This is a genomic window from Streptomyces sp. NPDC008238 (assembly GCF_042956445.1).
GTDB lineage: Bacteria > Actinomycetota > Actinomycetes > Streptomycetales > Streptomycetaceae > Actinacidiphila.
This window is the reverse complement of the sequence record NZ_JBIBGK010000001.1, coordinates 101,339-117,024: the sequence shown is the minus strand read 5'-3', so window position 1 is coordinate 117,024 and position 15,686 is coordinate 101,339. Positions and strand designations below refer to the sequence as shown.

The 15,686-nt window shown below is 73.4% G+C and carries 16 protein-coding genes and 1 pseudogene; 14 read left to right on the top strand and 3 right to left on the bottom strand.

The window, feature by feature from the left end:
- The 4 genes and pseudogenes from ACFZAU_RS00520 (at position 1) to ACFZAU_RS00505 (ending at position 4,456) form a co-directional block, all read left to right on the top strand.
- On the top strand, positions 1-990 hold the full coding sequence (locus tag ACFZAU_RS00520; protein ID WP_500550408.1) for an FAD binding domain-containing protein: 990 nt from the start codon (positions 1-3) through the stop codon (positions 988-990).
- Positions 987-3,194 (top strand): xanthine dehydrogenase family protein molybdopterin-binding subunit, encoded by a 2,208-nt coding sequence (locus ACFZAU_RS00515; protein ID WP_500550407.1) that lies wholly within the window; start codon positions 987-989, stop codon positions 3,192-3,194. Before ACFZAU_RS00520 ends, ACFZAU_RS00515 begins: the two co-directional genes overlap by 4 nt.
- 76 nt (positions 3,195-3,270) lie before the next feature.
- Positions 3,271-3,760: pseudogene (locus ACFZAU_RS00510) on the top strand (Lrp/AsnC family transcriptional regulator).
- A 24-nt stretch (positions 3,761-3,784) separates the two neighbouring features.
- Entirely contained in the window at positions 3,785-4,456 is a 672-nt protein-coding gene (locus ACFZAU_RS00505; protein ID WP_500550406.1) for an HAD family hydrolase, read from the top strand.
- A 27-nt stretch (positions 4,457-4,483) separates the two neighbouring features.
- On the opposite strand, the gene ACFZAU_RS00500 is transcribed toward ACFZAU_RS00505, so the two are convergent.
- On the bottom strand, positions 4,484-4,906 hold the full coding sequence (locus tag ACFZAU_RS00500; protein ID WP_326571145.1) for a secondary thiamine-phosphate synthase enzyme YjbQ: 423 nt from the start codon (positions 4,904-4,906) through the stop codon (positions 4,484-4,486).
- 111 nt (positions 4,907-5,017) lie between these two features.
- Here ACFZAU_RS00500 and ACFZAU_RS00495 point away from each other — a divergent pair, with 111 nt between their 5' ends.
- The 7 genes from ACFZAU_RS00495 to ACFZAU_RS00465 all read left to right on the top strand — a co-directional run bounded on the left by ACFZAU_RS00495 (position 5,018) and on the right by ACFZAU_RS00465 (position 10,941).
- Positions 5,018-5,101 (top strand): putative leader peptide, encoded by an 84-nt coding sequence (locus ACFZAU_RS00495; RefSeq protein ID WP_500551094.1) that lies wholly within the window; start codon positions 5,018-5,020, stop codon positions 5,099-5,101.
- A gap of 190 nt (positions 5,102-5,291) precedes the next feature.
- The gene (locus ACFZAU_RS00490) at positions 5,292-6,194 is read left to right on the top strand and encodes an ABC transporter permease (protein ID WP_500550405.1); all 903 of its coding nucleotides are present in this window, start codon (positions 5,292-5,294) and stop codon (positions 6,192-6,194) included.
- Positions 6,167-6,940 (top strand): ABC transporter ATP-binding protein, encoded by a 774-nt coding sequence (locus ACFZAU_RS00485; RefSeq protein ID WP_500550404.1) that lies wholly within the window; start codon positions 6,167-6,169, stop codon positions 6,938-6,940. Before ACFZAU_RS00490 ends, ACFZAU_RS00485 begins: the two co-directional genes overlap by 28 nt.
- A gap of 28 nt (positions 6,941-6,968) precedes the next feature.
- On the top strand, positions 6,969-8,003 hold the full coding sequence (locus ACFZAU_RS00480) for an ABC transporter substrate-binding protein (RefSeq protein WP_500550403.1): 1,035 nt from the start codon (positions 6,969-6,971) through the stop codon (positions 8,001-8,003).
- Between the two features lie 12 nt (positions 8,004-8,015).
- Positions 8,016-9,224 carry an LLM class flavin-dependent oxidoreductase gene (locus ACFZAU_RS00475; protein ID WP_500550402.1) on the top strand — a complete coding sequence of 403 codons (1,209 nt, stop codon included), beginning with the start codon at positions 8,016-8,018 and terminating at the stop codon, positions 9,222-9,224.
- A 125-nt stretch (positions 9,225-9,349) separates the two neighbouring features.
- Positions 9,350-9,805, top strand: coding sequence for a hypothetical protein (locus ACFZAU_RS00470; protein WP_500550401.1), 456 nt, complete (start codon positions 9,350-9,352; stop codon positions 9,803-9,805).
- Positions 9,806-9,825: 20 nt separating this feature from the next.
- The gene (locus ACFZAU_RS00465; protein WP_500551093.1) at positions 9,826-10,941 is read left to right on the top strand and encodes an NAD(P)-binding domain-containing protein; all 1,116 of its coding nucleotides are present in this window, start codon (positions 9,826-9,828) and stop codon (positions 10,939-10,941) included.
- A 61-nt stretch (positions 10,942-11,002) separates the two neighbouring features.
- Here ACFZAU_RS00465 and ACFZAU_RS00460 read toward each other — a convergent pair whose 3' ends face one another.
- Both ACFZAU_RS00460 and ACFZAU_RS00455 read right to left on the bottom strand, forming a co-directional pair.
- On the bottom strand, positions 11,003-12,028 hold the full coding sequence (locus ACFZAU_RS00460; RefSeq protein WP_499603295.1) for a LacI family DNA-binding transcriptional regulator: 1,026 nt from the start codon (positions 12,026-12,028) through the stop codon (positions 11,003-11,005).
- A 200-nt stretch (positions 12,029-12,228) separates the two neighbouring features.
- Entirely contained in the window at positions 12,229-12,549 is a 321-nt protein-coding gene (locus ACFZAU_RS00455; protein ID WP_500550400.1) for an L-rhamnose mutarotase, read from the bottom strand.
- Positions 12,550-12,736: 187 nt separating this feature from the next.
- Here ACFZAU_RS00455 and ACFZAU_RS00450 point away from each other — a divergent pair, with 187 nt between their 5' ends.
- From ACFZAU_RS00450 to ACFZAU_RS00440, 3 genes are read left to right on the top strand one after another with little or no spacing between them, the layout of a single operon-like run.
- On the top strand, positions 12,737-13,501 hold the full coding sequence (locus ACFZAU_RS00450; protein ID WP_500550399.1) for a (Fe-S)-binding protein: 765 nt from the start codon (positions 12,737-12,739) through the stop codon (positions 13,499-13,501).
- The gene (locus ACFZAU_RS00445) at positions 13,498-15,039 is read left to right on the top strand and encodes a lactate utilization protein B (RefSeq protein WP_500550398.1); all 1,542 of its coding nucleotides are present in this window, start codon (positions 13,498-13,500) and stop codon (positions 15,037-15,039) included. The genes ACFZAU_RS00450 and ACFZAU_RS00445 overlap by 4 nt, the downstream gene beginning before the upstream one ends.
- Entirely contained in the window at positions 15,036-15,683 is a 648-nt protein-coding gene (locus tag ACFZAU_RS00440; RefSeq protein ID WP_500550397.1) for a LutC/YkgG family protein, read from the top strand. The genes ACFZAU_RS00445 and ACFZAU_RS00440 overlap by 4 nt, the downstream gene beginning before the upstream one ends.
- Positions 15,684-15,686: the final 3 nt, after the last annotated feature.

Sequence of the window (15,686 nt, the reverse complement as noted above, 5' to 3'; positions counted from 1 at the left end):
ATGCGCACCTTTGAGTACGTTCGGGCCACCGACACCCAGGAGGTCGTGCGGATGCTGGCGGAGGACCCGTCGGCGTCCTGCCTCGCGGGCGGCACGACCCAGCTGGACCTGATGAAGGACGGGGTCCTCGGGCCGCCGACGCTGATCGACATCACCCGCCTCCCGCTGCACGGCATCGAGCGGCGCGGCGAGTCACTCCACGTGGGGGCGCTGGCCACGATGGAGGAACTGGCCGCCGACGCCACGGTCGCCGAGCGGCTGCCGGTGGTGCGCGAGGCCCTGCTGCTGGGCGCGTCGGTGCAGCTGCGGAACATGGCCACCATCGGCGGCAACCTGCTGCAGCGCACCCGCTGCCGGTACTTCCGCGACCCGGCCGTCCTCGAGTGCAACAAGCGCGCACCGGGCACCGGCTGTGCGGCCGTGCAGGGCGCGGCCAGGATGCACGCCGTGCTGGGCGTGAACGAGAACTGCATCGCGCTGCACGCCTCCGACCTCGCCGTCGCACTCGTGGCGCTGGACGCGGTCGTGCACATTCAGGGGCTGTCGGGCCGGCGCAGCGTCCCGCTGACGGAGTTCTACGTGACGGCCGACGAGAGTCCCGAGCGGGAGAACGTCCTGCAGCACGCCGAGCTGATCACCGAGGTCGAGATCCCGCTCCCGCCGCCCACCGCCCGGTCGGGGTACCTCAAGGTCCGCGACCGCGTGTCGTACGAGTTCGCGCTGACCTCGGCCGCCGTGGTGCTGGTCGTGGAGGACGGCACGATCCGTCAGGCCCGGGCCGGGCTGGGCGGCGTGGGCTCGAAGCCGTGGCGGGCGTACGAGGCCGAGCACGTGCTGACCGGCGCTCCCGCCACGACGGCCACGTTCCGGGACGCCTCCGAGGCGACGATGCGCGACGCGTGGACCGTGCCCGGCACGGCGTTCAAGGTGCCGTTGGCCCGCCGGACCCTCGTCCGCGAGCTGCAGACAGTGTCAGGAGTGACGGCATGAGCACGGTCGAGAGCAGGCCACTGGTCGGCGCCGGCGTCAACCGGGTCGACGGACCGCGCAAGGTCACCGGCACCGCCCCCTACCCGATGGACTTCAGCGTCCCCGGCCAGGCCTACGGCGCCCTGGTGCAGAGCACCGTCGCCGCGGGCCGGATCGTCCGCATGGACACCGAGGAGGCCGAACGCGCACCGGGCGTGATCTCCGTGCTCACCCACGAGAACGCCCCCCAGGTCGGAACGGGGCCCGCGACGGTGCTCGGCGAGTCGCCGCCCGCACCCTTGCGCGACGACCGGGTCATGCACCACGGGCAGCACATCGGCTTCGTGGTGGCCGAGACGCCGGAACAGGCCGCCGCGGCCGCACGGTTGGTGCACGCCGAGTACGAGGCCGCCGAGCCGCTGCTGGACCTGCAGGACCCGAGGGCGCAGCATCTGGTGGACCCGTGGAAGATGGACCACTCGCGCGGGGACGTCGCCGCCGCCCTGGAGTCCGCGGACGTCGTCGTGCGCGGGACGTACTTCACGGCGGACAACACCAACAACCCGCTCGGGCTGTTCGCCACCCTCGCCGTCTGGGAGGGGGACACCCTCACCGTCCACGACACCAGCCAATGGCCCTCGATGGTGCGCACCACCCTCGCCATGGTGTTCGGCATCCCCGAGAGTTCGGTACGGGTGCTGGTGCCCTACGTGGGCGGCGGCTTCGGCGCCGGGCTGCGGGCGTGGCCGCACGTGATCCTCACCGCCATGGCGGCCCGGACGACCAAGCGCCCGGTGAAGCTGGTGCTGACCCGGCCGCAGATGTTCACCTCCGTCGGGCACCGTCCGAGCGGGGTGCAGTGGCTCAGCGTGGGCGCGACGCGCGACGGCGAGCTGGTCGGTCTCGACCACCGCAGCCTCAGCTCGCTGAGCATGGAGGACAACGACTACGAACCCTTCTCCCACGGGACCGCGTTCGCCTACCGGTGCCCGAACGTGGTCACCCGGGACGAGCAGGCCAAGCTGAACATCGCCGTGCCGACCTCGATGCGCGCCCCCGCGGAGGCGCAGGGCTGCCACGCGCTGGAGTCGTCCCTCGACGAACTGGCCTACACCCTGCGCATGGACCCGCTGGACCTGCGGATGCGCAACCACACCGAGGTCGACCCGCGCAACGGGCTGCCGTGGTCCGGCAAGGCGCTCATGGAGTGCTACGAGGTCGGCGCGCGGCGCTTCGGCTGGGCCGACCGGAACCCGGAGCCGCGGTCCATGCGCGACGGGAACTGGCTGGTCGGCTTCGGCATGGCGAGCGCGATGTTCCCGTACTTCGCGACGCCCTGCATGGCCGAGGTCACCGTCAACCGCGACGGCAGCGCCTTTGTGCGCAGCGCGGCGACGGACATCGGCACCGGTACGTACACCGTGATGGCGCAGCTGTCCGCCGAGGAACTGGGCCTGCCCCTGGACAAGGTCCGGTTCGACCTCGGCGACTCGGACATGCCCGACTCCATGATGGCGGGCGGCTCGGGCCTGACCGGTGCGCTCGGCAACGCCGTGCACGACGCCTGCCGCAGGCTCGTGGGGCAGTTCGCGGAACTCGCCCGCGGGGACGCCGACTCACCGCTGCTGGGTGCCTCCCCCGAGGACGTCGAGGCCTCCGGCGGCCGGGTCCACCTCGTCGGCCGCCCGGACCGCGGGGAGTCGTACGCCGACATCCTCTCCCGGCACGAGCTGCCCCAGCTCACGGCGACCGGGAGCAGCACACCCCCGAAGCCGGCCGACATCGGCATGTCCCTGGCCGGGGCGTACGGCGCGAAGTTCGTGGAGGTACGCGTCGACGCCGACCTCGGACTCATCCGCGTCGCCAGGGTGGTGTCCGCGATCGACGGCGGCCGCATCCTCAACGAGAAGACGGCCAGGAGCCAGATCATCGGCGGGACCGTCGGCGGGATCGGCATGGCCCTCTTCGAGGACACGGTCACCGACCCGCGTACCGGCCGCATCGCCAACGGGACGTTCGCCGACTACCTCGTCGCCGTCAACGCCGACATCCCCGAGCTGGACGTGGTCTTCGTCGGTGAGCCCGACCGCGGCACGCCGACCGGCACCAAGGGCGTCGGCGAAGTGGGCCTGGTCGGTATCGCGCCCGCCATCGCCAACGCCGTCTACCACGCCACCGGGAAGCGGATCCGCGACCTGCCGATCACCATCGACAACCTGCTCTGAGCGGCGCGCGGGCACGGGCCGGCGGATGCGTCGGGCCCGTTCCCATGACGCCCCGGACCCGAGGAGGCCGCGCCCCGTGCCCGCCGACGAGCTGGACGCCCGGATCCTGGCGCTGCCGCTGGAACAGCCGCGCACCAGCGTGCGCGAGTACGCCCGCGTCCTGGGTGTGGCGCGCGGGACCCTGCAGGCGCGGCTGGACCGGCTGGAACGGGACGGGGTGATCACCGGGTACGGCCCGCGGCTGTCGGCCGAGGCCCTCGGGTACCGGGTGCTGGCCTTCGTCCACCTGGAGGTGACCCAGGGGCACCTGGACGCCACGGGCGCCGCCCTGGCCGCCGTGCCCGAGATCATCGAGGCGTTCTCGATCACCGGCGGCGGAGACCTGCTCACCCGGGTGGTGGCCCGGGACGCCGGCACACCTGGAGGACGTGATCCAGCGGCTGGTCCAGGTGCCGGGCGTGGTGCGCACCCGTACCGAGGTCGCGCTGCGCGAGCGGGTGCCGCAGCGGATGCTGCCGCTGGTCCGGGCGGTCGGCCGGGACGCGGCGGCCGGGCGCACGCCCTGATCACCGGCTTGGCATGCTGGGGGCATGACGCTCCCCGCGGTGATATTCGACCTCGACGGCACCCTCGTGGACAGCGAGCCCAACTACTACGAGGCGGGCCGCCGGCTGCTGGCCGCGCACGGCGTGGACGACTTCACCTGGGAGCAGCACCGGCGCTTCATCGGTATCGGCACCAAGGAGACGCTGGAGACCCTGCGCGAGGAGTACGGCCTGTCGGCGTCCGTGCAGGAGCTGCTCGACGCCAAGAACCGGCTCTACCTGGAGCTGGCGCGCGGGGCCACCGACGTGTTCCCGCAGATGCGGGCGTTCGTCGAGCTGCTGGCGAAGGCCGGGCACCCGGTGGCGGTGGCCTCGGGCTCCTCGCGGGAGGCGATCGGGGCGGTGCTGGCGGCCACCGGGCTGGACGCGCTGCTGACGACCGTGGTGTCGGCGGAGGAGGTCGAGCGCGGCAAGCCCGCCCCGGACGTCTTCTTGGAGGCGGCGGCCCGGCTCGACGTGGACCCGGCGGACTGCGTGGTCGTCGAGGACGCGCCGCCCGGCGCCGAGGCGGCGTACCGGGCGGGCATGCGCTGCGTCGCCGTCCCCTACCTGACGACGCAGGCCGACGACGCCGCCTTTGCGACGGCCGGTCTGCTGGTGCGGGGAGGGCAGAGCGCCTTCGACGCCCGGGCGGTCATGGCCTGGCTGACGGCCTGACAGCCTGACGCGCGGGCCTCGCAACGGTCACCCCAGGAAGCTCAGCCGCACCTGGCGCCGGGGGTTGTCCCGGTTGGTGTCGACGAGGACGACGGACTGCCAGGTGCCGAGTTCGAGCCGGCCGCCGACCACCGGGAGCGTGGCGTGCGGCGGGACGACGGCGGGCAGCACATGGTCACGGCCGTGCCCGGGGCTGCCGTGCCGGTGGCGCCAGCGGTCGTCGGCCGGCAGCAGGTCGTGGAGCGCCGCCAGGAGGTCGTCGTCGCTGCCCGCGCCGGTCTCGATGACGGCGATCCCGGCGGTGGCGTGCGGGACGAACACGTTGAGCAGCCCGTCGCGTCCGTGGGCGACGTCGTCGAGGAAATCAGCGCAGGCGCCGGTCAGGTCGTGGACCGTCTCCCGGCTGCCGGTGGTGACGTCGATGGTGCGGGTGGAGAAAGCGTCGGCCATGTGACCATGGTGGCCCACGCCGCGGCCCCGTGCGTGCCGGGGTTGCGACGCGCGTTCCGAGGACCGAGACGCCGTTGACGCCATCCGGACGGCCTGGCTACGGTCGTCCGCATGTCGCGTCCCGTTCTGCTCACCACGCGCGGTCACATCGACCTGCTGCGGGTGGCCTCCGCCGCCTGTCGCTGCGGCTGCTGACGCTTCCCCACCTTTTCGCACGCCCTCCTTCCGGCGTGCCCTCCGCGCCTCTTGTGCGCCCTTCCCGCACCGCCCCCGTACGCGTTCCGTGACGAGTCGCAGCGCCCGCACCCCGGCCTGCACCTGACGGGCCGCGCGTAGGGACGGGCGTGCGTGCCCGCTCACCGCCTCCCCCATGTGGAGCCCTCTCATGAGCATCAGCAAAGCGCCACCGAACATATCCCCTGTATCAGCAGACCTCCCTCCGGACGCACCGGACGCACCTCCTGCCCTCCGGCCCGCGGCCGCTCCCGGACTGCGGCCCGTGGTCCCCGTCTCCGCCCGCCGCCGTTCGCTCCCGCGCTGGCTGCGGCGCACGACGGGCCCGCTGCTGCTGCTCGCGCTGTGGCAGCTGCTCAGCGCGACCGGTGTGCTGCGGCCCGAGGTGCTGGCCTCGCCGGGCACCATCGCCGGCACGGCCGCCGACCTCGTGACGAGCGGTCAACTCGGCTCCGCCATGGCGGTGTCGCTGCAGCGCGTGGTGTCCGGGCTGCTCCTCGGCGGCGCGGCAGGCATCACGCTGGCCCTGGTGTCCGGGCTGTCCCGACTGGGCGAGGACCTGGTCGACGCGAGCGTGCAGATGCTGCGCGCGGTGCCGTTCGTCGGCCTGATCCCGCTGTTCATCATCTGGCTCGGCATCGGCGAGGCCCCGAAGGTCACCCTCATCGCCCTCGGCGTCGCCTTCCACCTCTACCTCAACGTCTACGCGGGGATCCGCGGCGTCGACGAGCAGCTGATCGAGGCCGGCACCTCGCTCGGGCTGTCCCGCTGGGGGCTGGTCCGGCACGTCGTCCTGCCGGGCGCGCTGCCCGGCGCCATGACGGGGCTGCGCTACTCGCTCGCGACCGCGTGGCTCGCGCTGGTCTTCGGGGAGCAGATCAACGCCTCCGACGGCATCGGCTTCCTGATGACGCAGGCACGGGACTTCCTGCGGACCGACGTGATCGTGGTCTGCCTCGTCGTCTACGCCTTCCTCGGCCTCACCGCCGACATCGTCGTCCGCGCTCTCGAAAGGCTGCTGCTGCAATGGCGACCGACCTTCACCGGCCAGTGAGCCACGACGCGCCGCCGCCCGCGGCGGACGGCCCGGCGGCCGTACGCGTGGCGGGGCTGACCCGCTCCTTCGGCGGCCGGCGCGTCATCGACGGCCTCGACCTCACCCTGCGACCGGGCGAGTTCACCGCGCTGCTCGGCCGCAGCGGCTGCGGCAAGAGCACCCTGCTGCGGGTCCTCGCCGGGCTCGACCGGGAGATCGAGGGCACCGTGCTGGTGCCGGACAGGCGTGCCGTCGCCTTCCAGGCGCCGCGGTTGATGCCTTGGAAGCGGGTGTGGCGCAACGTCCTGCTCGGACTGCCGGGACGGCCCGGACGGGCCTTGGCGGAGGCGGCCTTGGAGGAGGTAGGGCTGCGGCAGCGTTCCGGCGCCTGGCCGAAGACTCTGTCGGGCGGCGAGGCCCAGCGTGCCTCGCTCGCCCGGGCGCTGGTGCGCGAGCCCGATCTGCTGCTGCTGGACGAGCCGTTCGGCGCGCTGGACGCGCTGACCCGCATCCAGGCGCAGCGGCTCGTCGCCGAGCTGTGGCAACGCCGCGGCTGCGCGGTGCTGCTCGTCACGCACGACGTGGACGAGGCACTGCTCCTGGCCGACCGCGCCCTGGTCATGCGGGACGGGGTCATCGCCCACGACGCACCGGTCGCGCTCCGCCGCCCCCGCGACGCCGGCGATCCGGGTCTCGCCGCCCTGCGCTCCCGTCTGCTGGCCGAACTCGGCGTCGCCGCCCCGGCGTCCGCCGGTGCGGCCTGACCGCCCTCACGAGAAGGAAGCCGAACCCATGACGGACACCATCCGGCGCGTCACGCCCGCCCTGCTGCTCCCGCTCGCCCTCCTGCTCGCCGCCTGCGGCGTCTCCACGGCCGACACCTCCGTGGGCGGCACCGGTGACGGCACCGACGGCAAGGGCACGGTCACCTTGAACGTCGGCGACCAGAGGGGCGGTTCCGAGGCCGTCCTGAGGGCCGCGGGGGAACTCGACGAGCTCACCTACCGGATCAAGTGGTCCACCTTCACCTCCGGGCCACCCCTGCTGGAAGCGGTGAACGCCAAGGCCGTGGACATCGGCGGGGTGGGCAACACCCCGCCGGTGTTCGCCGCCGGCTCCGGCTCCCGGATCACGGTCGTGGCGGCCTCGCACGGCTCCTCCGAGGGCGAGGCCGTCGTCGTCCCGAAGGGCTCGGCGCTGAAGCGGCTCGCCGACCTCAAGGGCCGGCGCGTCGCCGTCGCCCAGGGCAGTTCCGCGCACTACCAGCTGATCACCTCACTGCGGGCCGCCGGGTTGTCCCTCGACGACGTGGACGTCAGTTATCTGCAGCCCGCCGACGCGCTGGCGGCCTTCAGCGGCGGCAAGGTCGACGCCTGGGCGATCTGGGACCCGTACACCTCCCAGGTGCTGCGCGGCCACGGCGCGCGCGTCCTGACCACCGGCACCGGGCGCGTCAATGGGCTCGCCTTCCAGGTCGCCGCGCCGGGGGCGCTCGCCGACGAGGCGAAGTCGGCCGCCATCGGCGACTACCTGCAGCGGCTGCGGCGCGCCCAGGAGTGGGTCGCCGGGCACCCCGAGGAGTGGGCGAAGGTATGGGCAGAGGAGACCGGGCTGCCGTACGACGTGGCCCTGGACTCGGTGAAGCGCACCAACGGCACCCGCGTCTCGGTGGCCGTGGACGACGCCGCCGTCGCCTCCGAGCAGGAGATCGCCGACACCTTCGAGGAACTGGGGCTGATCCCGCGGCACGTGGACTTCGCCGCCTTCGTCGACCGTCGCTTCAACGCCGGCCTCCCCGCCTCCACCACCGCCGCACGCACCCACTGAGAGGGGCCGCACATGTCCGTGCACCTGCACTGGTTCCTGCCCACCGGCGGCGACGGCCGCACCCTGGTGGACCGGCACGCCTACACCGACGGCGGCGTGAAGCGTTCGCGCGTCACCCCGGTCTCCGGGGTGCGCGCGCCCGACGTCGCCTACCTGGCGCAGATCGCCAGGGCCGCCGACCAACTGGGTTTCGAGGCCGTCCTGACGCCCACCGGCACCTGGTGCGAGGACGCGTGGCTGACCACGGTCGCGCTGTCGCAGCACACCGAACGGCTGAAGTTCCTGGTCGCGTTCCGGCCCGGGGTGGTCTCGCCGGTCCTGGCGGCGCAGATGGCGGCGACCTACCAGCGGATCACCCGCGGCCGCCTGCTGCTCAACGTCGTCACCGGCGGGGACTCCGTCGAACAGCGCCGTTTCGGCGACCACCTGGACCACGACGCGCGCTACGCGCGCACCGACGAGTTCCTCTCGGTGGTGCGCGGGGTGTGGGGCGGCCTGCCCTTCGACTTCGACGGGGAGCACTACCGCGTCGAGGGCGGACTGACCGCGCTGCCGCCCGACCCGCTGCCGCAGGTCTTCTTCGGCGGCTCCTCACCGGCGGCGGGGCCCGTCGCCGCCCGGCACGCGGACGTCTACCTGACCTGGGGCGAACCGCCGGAGCAGGTCAGGGCGAAGACCGACTGGATCCGCGCCCTGGCCGAGGCGGAGGGACGCTCCGTCCGCTTCGGCATCCGTCTGCACGTGATCTCCCGTGACTCCGCGAAGGAGGCCTGGGCCGCCGCGGACCGGCTGCTGGACGACCTCGACGAGGACACGGTCGCCGCCGCGCAGGAGGCGCTGGGGCGCAGTGAGTCGGTGGGCCAGCAGCGCATGCTGGCGCTGCACGGCGGCTCGCGCGACGGGCTCGAGATCTCGCCGAACCTGTGGGCCGGGGTGGGCCTGGTGCGCGGCGGGGCCGGAACGGCGCTGGTCGGCAGCCATGCGCAGGTCGCGGACCGGATCGAGGAGTACCACGCCCTGGGGATCGACCACTTCGTGCTGTCGGGCTATCCGCACCTGGAGGAGGCGTACTGGTTCGGGGAGGGCGTCATGCCCGAACTGGCCGCGCGGGGCCTGCTCGACAGGCTGCCGGCGTCACCCCTCGCGGGTGTCACCGCGGCGAACGGCCGTCCGGCGTCCGCACCCGGCGGGGCGCCGCTGCTGCTCTCCGGAGGGCGCTGACGGTCGCCGCGCGACGGGGGCGGCTGTCCTGATCCGGGCGGCCGCCCCCCGATTGGTCTGGACCACTTGCCGCCCCTCGGGATAGGGTCGGCAGCGCCCGCCCGAGCGCCAGAGGGGGACTCCACGTGTACGCACCGCACCGCGTCGCCGCGCTGGTCGACGTCTGCCTGCTGCCCGTCGGCCGGACCCGCAGACCGCCGGAGTGGCTCCGGCGCGGACTGGAACGCGCCGGGGCGGTCACCATCGGGGTCCCCGCCGCCCTCAGCGGGCCCGCGGTCACCGAACTGCTGCGGGACGAGTTCGGCGACGGCGCGGTCGTCATCAGCGAACCGCTCGACACCGACGAGGTCGTGGAGGGCTGGGGCGTGCCGGGCGCCGCCGTCCTCGCCTGGCTCTCGGGCGTGGACCTGCTCCAGCTCGGTCCCGGCTGCGGCACGGGCGTCCTGGAGGCCATCCGTACCGCGGCCACCCGCGCGGTCGCCGACGGCGACCTGCCGCTGTCCCGCCTGGAGGAGGCCGCCGCGCGGGTGGCCCGGCTGCGCCGCGAGGTGACCGCGGGAAGCTTCCGCGAAGGCGTGTAGTTGGTGGAAACGTGAACCATGTGGATGTGGACGTCGCCGTCATCGGGGCCGGGCAGGCCGGGCTGTCCGGTGCGTACTTCCTGCGCAGGGCCGGGATGCGGCCCGACGAGGACTTCGTCGTCCTCGACCACTCCCCCGGCCCGGGCGGCGCCTGGCAGTTCCGCTGGCCGACGCTGACGTACGGCAGGGCGCACGGGGTGCACTCGCTGCCCGGCATGGAGCTGGAGGGCGCCGACCCCGACCGGCCGTCCGCGGAGGTCGTCGCCGAGTACTTCGACCGCTACGAGCGCACCTTCGACCTGCGTGTGCACCGCCCGGTCGACGTCTCCACGGTCCACGAGGGGCCGGACGGGCGGCTGCTCGTCGAGACCGACGCCGGCACCTGGGCGGCCCGCGCCCTGCTCAACGCCACCGGGACCTGGGACCGGCCCTTCGTGCCCCGCTACCCGGGCCAGGAGAGCTTCCGCGGCCGCCAGCTGCACACGGCCGGGTACCGCGGGCGCGAGGAGTTCGCGGGGAAGCACGTGATCGTCGTCGGCGGCGGCACCTCCGCCGTCCAGCTGCTGATGGAACTGCACGAGCCGGGCGGCGCGGCGGCGACGACCTGGGTCACCAGGCGGCCCCCCGTCTACCGGTCCGGCCCCTTCGGCGAGGACCAGGGACGGGCCGCGGTCGCGCTCGTGGAGGAGCGCGTCAAGCAGGGCCTGCCGCCCCAGAGCGTCGTCAGCGTGACGGGGCTCCCCATGACCGAGGCGATGGAACGCGCCCGCGAGCGCGGCATCCTCGAACGCCTCCCGATGTTCGACCTGGTCACCCCGGACGGCGTGAGCTGGGCGGACGGCCGCCACGTCGCCGCCGACGTCATCCTGTGGGCAACCGGTTTCCGTGCCGCCCTCGACCACCTGGCCCCGCTGCACCTGCGCGGGCCCGGCGGCGGCATCCGTCTGGAAGGGCTCACCCAGGTCGCCGGCGACCCCCGCGTCCACCTCATCGGCTACGGCCCCTCCGCGAGCACGATCGGCGCCAACCGGGCCGGCCGCAGCGCGGTCCGCGAGATCCGCGCCTACCTGCGGGGACGACAGGCCGGAGCCCTGGACGCGCCCGGGACGCCGGAGCCGGTGGCCGCGGCGGGCTGACGGTGGGCCGCTGGCACCCCGTCACGGGTTCCGCACGGACCACGCACCCCGCCTGGAGGGATCAGCGGGCGGTACGGCCGCCCTTGCCGAGGGTGGAGGCCCGGACGACGAGTTCCGGCTGGAAGACGATGCGCCGGTGCTCGTGCTCCTCGGCTGCGTCCCCGGTCTCCTCTATGAGCAGGTCGGCCGCCGCGCGGCCCATCCGGTACGCGGGCTGCCGCACCGAGGTGAGCGGCACCGCGGCCGCCGCCGCGAACTCGATGTCGTCGTAGCCGACCAGCGCGATCTCCTCGGGCACCGTGATGCCCGCGGCGTACAGCGCCTGCAGCACGCCCAGCGCGAGCAGGTCGTTGGCGCAGAAGACGGCGGTCGGGCGGTTCGCCATCCCCAGCAGACGGGCGCCGGCGTCGCGCCCGGAGGGGACGTCGAGCCGCTCGGCCTCGATGTGCGCCAGGGACTCGGCGGGGAGCCCGGCGGCGGCGAGCGCGTCCAGGGCGCCGGTGCGCCGGTCCTGGCACTGGGCGAGGTGCATCGGACCGCTGACGTAGACGATGCGCTCGTGGCCGCGCTCGATGAGGTGGTCGACCGCCAGTCGGCCGCCCTCGATGTCGTCCACGGACACCGAGCAGGCCTCGGCGCTCGGCACGACGCGGTCCACGAAGACGAACGGGATGCCGTGCCTCCGGAAGGAAGCGATGTTGCGGCCGCTGGTGTCCGCGGGCGTCACCAGGACGCCGCGCACCCGCTGCTCGGCGAAGAGCCCGAGGTAGTCGGCCTCCTCCGAGGGGCTCTCGCCGCTGTTGCAGAGCATCACGCCGAGCCCGGTCTCCCGGGCGGCCCGCTCGGCCCCCGAGGCGACGTCCACGAAGAAGGGGTTGGCCATGTCGAGCACGAGCAGCGCGATGATCCTGCTGCGCCCGGCCCTCAGCTGCCGCGCCGACTCACTGCGGACATAGCCCAGTTGCTCGATGACCGACAGCACGCGGGCACGCGTGTCCTCGGAGACCATGTCGGGCCGGTTGATCACGTTCGACACCGTGCCGACCGAAACGCCCGCCTGCCGGGCGACGTCCTTGATCCCCACCATGCGTGTCACGAGCTCCGCCCTACCTCCTGCCGCCGGCCCGCCGCAGGCCGCGGGTTCATGCTACGCATACGTGACCGCGTAGGTGCCCACTGTGTCCGGGTGGCCGAACAGTGACGGTGGAGCGGAACCGTGTGTTTCGGAACGGAACGGGGGCCTCCGGGGGCGGGGCGGATCACCCGCCGGGGCAGCGCCCGGCGACGTCACGCCAGGTGGAAGACCTCCGTGAGCGGGCGCATGGCCTCGTCGGGCCTGGCCCCGTCCAGCGCTTCGAAGAAGTCCCCCATCTCCGCCTGCCAGCGGGCGTTCACGTCCGTCGCCGCCATGGCCTCCTGCGCGGCCGCGAAGTCCTCCGTCTCCAGGTAGCCGACGAGCAGGCCGTCCTCGCGCAGGAAGAGCGAGTAGTTGTGCCAGCCGGTGGCGGAGAGCGCCTCCAGCATCTCGGGCCAGACGGCTGCGTGGCGCTCGCGGTACTCGGCGAGCCGGTCCTTGCGGACCTTCAACAGGAAACAGACGCGCTGCACGGTCGGCCCTGGCCTCTCGGGTCTGATATGAAAGGTTTCAATCGATGGCAGGGACGTTAGGACACCCCGACATGGCTCGTCAATGGCACCCTCTGCGCCGCACAGACATCCGATCTCTACCCCACGGCGCTGTGCGAATACGGCAGTATGAGCCCACGGGTGGCCGTGCCGACCGTGAGGAGGCCGCATGCGCGTAGCACTGTTCGTCACTTGTGTGAACGACACGCTGTACCCCGAGACGGGGAAGGCCGTCGTGACCCTGCTGGAGCGGCTGGGGGTGAGCGTGGACTTCCCCGCGGCGCAGACCTGCTGCGGCCAGCCGCAGTTCAACACCGGCTACCGGCACGAGACGGAGCCCCTGGTCAAGCGGTACGCCAAGGCCTTCGAGGGCTACGACTACATCGTCACACCGTCCGGCTCCTGCGCCGCGATGGTGCGTGACAACTACCCCCGCATCGGCGAGCGGGCCCGCGCCGAGGGACGCGACGAGGGCCTCGCCGCGCTCGCCGCGTCCGTCGTGCCGCGCACCTACGAGCTGACCGAGTTCCTCACCGACGTGCTCAAGGTGACGGACGTCGGCGCCTACTTCCCCCACCCCGTCACCTATCATCCGACCTGTCACGGCCTGAGGATGCTGGGGCTGGGCCGCCGCCCGCAGGAACTGCTCAGCCATGTGAAGGGGCTGGAGCTGGTCGAACTGCCCGGCGCCGAGGAGTGCTGCGGCTTCGGCGGCACCTTCGCCGTCAAGAACGCGGCCGTCTCCGCCGCCATGGGCGCGGACAAGGCCCGCAACGTCACCTCCACCGGCGCGCGCGCCGTGTGCACGGTGGACAACTCCTGCCTGATGCACATCGGCGGCACCCTCGCCCGGCTCGGCTCCGAGGTGCGGCCGGTCCACCTCGCCGAGATCCTCGCGTCGACCGAGGAGCAGCCCTACGGAGGCATCCGATGAGCGGCACCTACCTGGGCATGCCCGCCTTCCCCGTCGCCGCCGGCGAGGCCGTGCGCGACACGACGCTGCGCGGCAACCTGAGGCACGCCACCCACACCATCCGGGACAAGCGGGCCCGCGCCGTCGCCGAACTCGACGACTGGCAGCAACTGCGGGCGGCGGGCAAGGAGATCAAGGACGACGTCCTGCGCCATCTCGACCACTACCTGGTCCGGTTGGAGGAGGCGGTCACCGGCGCGGGCGGCACCGTCCACTGGGCCGCCGACGCGGACGAGGCCAACCGCATCGTGACGGACCTGGTCCGCGCCACGGGCGAGACGGAGGTCGTCAAGGTCAAGTCCATGGCGACCCAGGAGATCGGCCTCAACGAGGCGCTCGCCGAGGCCGGGATCTCCGCCTACGAGACGGACCTGGCCGAGCTGATCGTGCAGCTCGGCGACGACCGGCCGAGCCACATCCTCGTGCCCGCGATCCACCGCAACCGCTCCGAGATCCGCGACATCTTCAACGGCGCCATGGGCCGCTGGGGCCGCCCCGCCCCCGAGGGCCTGTCGGACTCCCCCGCGGAACTGGCCGAGGCCGCACGGCTCCACCTGCGGGAGAAGTTCCTGCGGGCCAAGGTCGGCATCTCGGGCGCCAACTTCATGATCGCCGAGACCGGCACCCTGGTCGTGGTGGAGTCCGAGGGCAACGGCCGCATGTGCCTGACGCTGCCCGAGACCCTGATCTCGGTGGTCGGCATCGAGAAGGTGCTGCCGCGCTGGCAGGACCTCGAGGTGTTCCTGCAGCTCCTGCCGCGTTCCTCCACCGCCGAGCGGATGAACCCGTACACGAGCACCTGGACCGGCACCACCGACGAGGACGGGCCGCGCTCCTTCCACCTCGTCCTGGTCGACAACGGCCGCACCGACACCCTCGCCGACGAGGTGGGGCGCCAGGCGCTGCGCTGCATCCGCTGCTCGGCCTGCCTCAACGTCTGCCCCGTGTACGAGCGGGCGGGCGGGCACGCGTACGGCTCCGCCTACCCGGGGCCGATCGGCGCCATCCTCACCCCGCAGCTGCGCGGCACGGACACGGCGCTCGACGCCTCGCTGCCGTACGCCTCCTCCCTCTGCGGCGCCTGCTACGAGGTGTGCCCGGTCGCCATCGACATCCCGGAGGTCCTCGTCCACCTGCGGGAACGCGTGGTGCAGGGCGGTGAGGTGACCCGGGCGGGCAACAAGGTGACGCTCCGGCCCGCCAAGGGACACGCCGCCGAGCGGGCGGCGATGCGCGCGGCACGCTGGACGCTGGACCATCCGGCGGCCCTGCGCGCCGGCCAGCGGCTGGCGTCGCGGACCCGCAGGTTCCACCCCCGGCGGCTGCCGGGGCCCGGGAAGGCGTGGACCGACACCCGGGAGGTCCCGTCGGTGCCTGCGGAGTCCTTCCGCGACTGGTGGCGACGCACCCGGGGGCCGGGCGCCACAGGCACGGGCACGGGCACCGGCACCGGCACCGGCACCGGCACCGGCACCGAGAGCAGGGAGGGCACCAAGTGAGCACCCGCGACCAGGTCCTGGGGCGGATCCGCCGCGCCCTCGCCGACACGCAGCGCGAGACAGTACCGGCGCGCGGCGCGGTGGACCGCGGCTATCTCCGCGTCCACGGGCGACGGGACGCGGCGGAGACCGCCGACCTGCTGGCCGAGAACCTCGCCGACTACCGCGCGATCGTCCACCGCGCCACCGGCGACGAACTCCCCGGCCGCCTCGCGGGCCTGCTCGCGGCGCGCGGCACCCGCCGGGTCGTCGTGCCGCCCGGCCTGCCGGAGCAGTGGCTCTCCGCCGTGCAGTGCGTGGAGCAGGTGGCGGACTCGGCCGGGCTGACGGCACGCGAACTCGACGCGGTCGACAGCGTCGTCACGGGCTGCGCGGTGGCGATCGCGGAGACCGGCACCATCGTGCTGGACGGCGGACCCGACCAGGGGCGGCGCAGGATCACGCTCGTCCCGGACCACCACGTCGTCGTCGTGCGCGTCCCGGAACAGGTCGTGGACTCGGTGCCGCAGGCGCTGGAACGGCTGGACCCCGTGCGGCCGTTGACGTGGATCTCCGGGCCCTCGGCTACCAGCGACATCGAGCTGGACCGGGTCGAGGGTGTGCACGGGCCGCGCACCCTGGAGGTCCTGCTCGTGACGGACTGACCG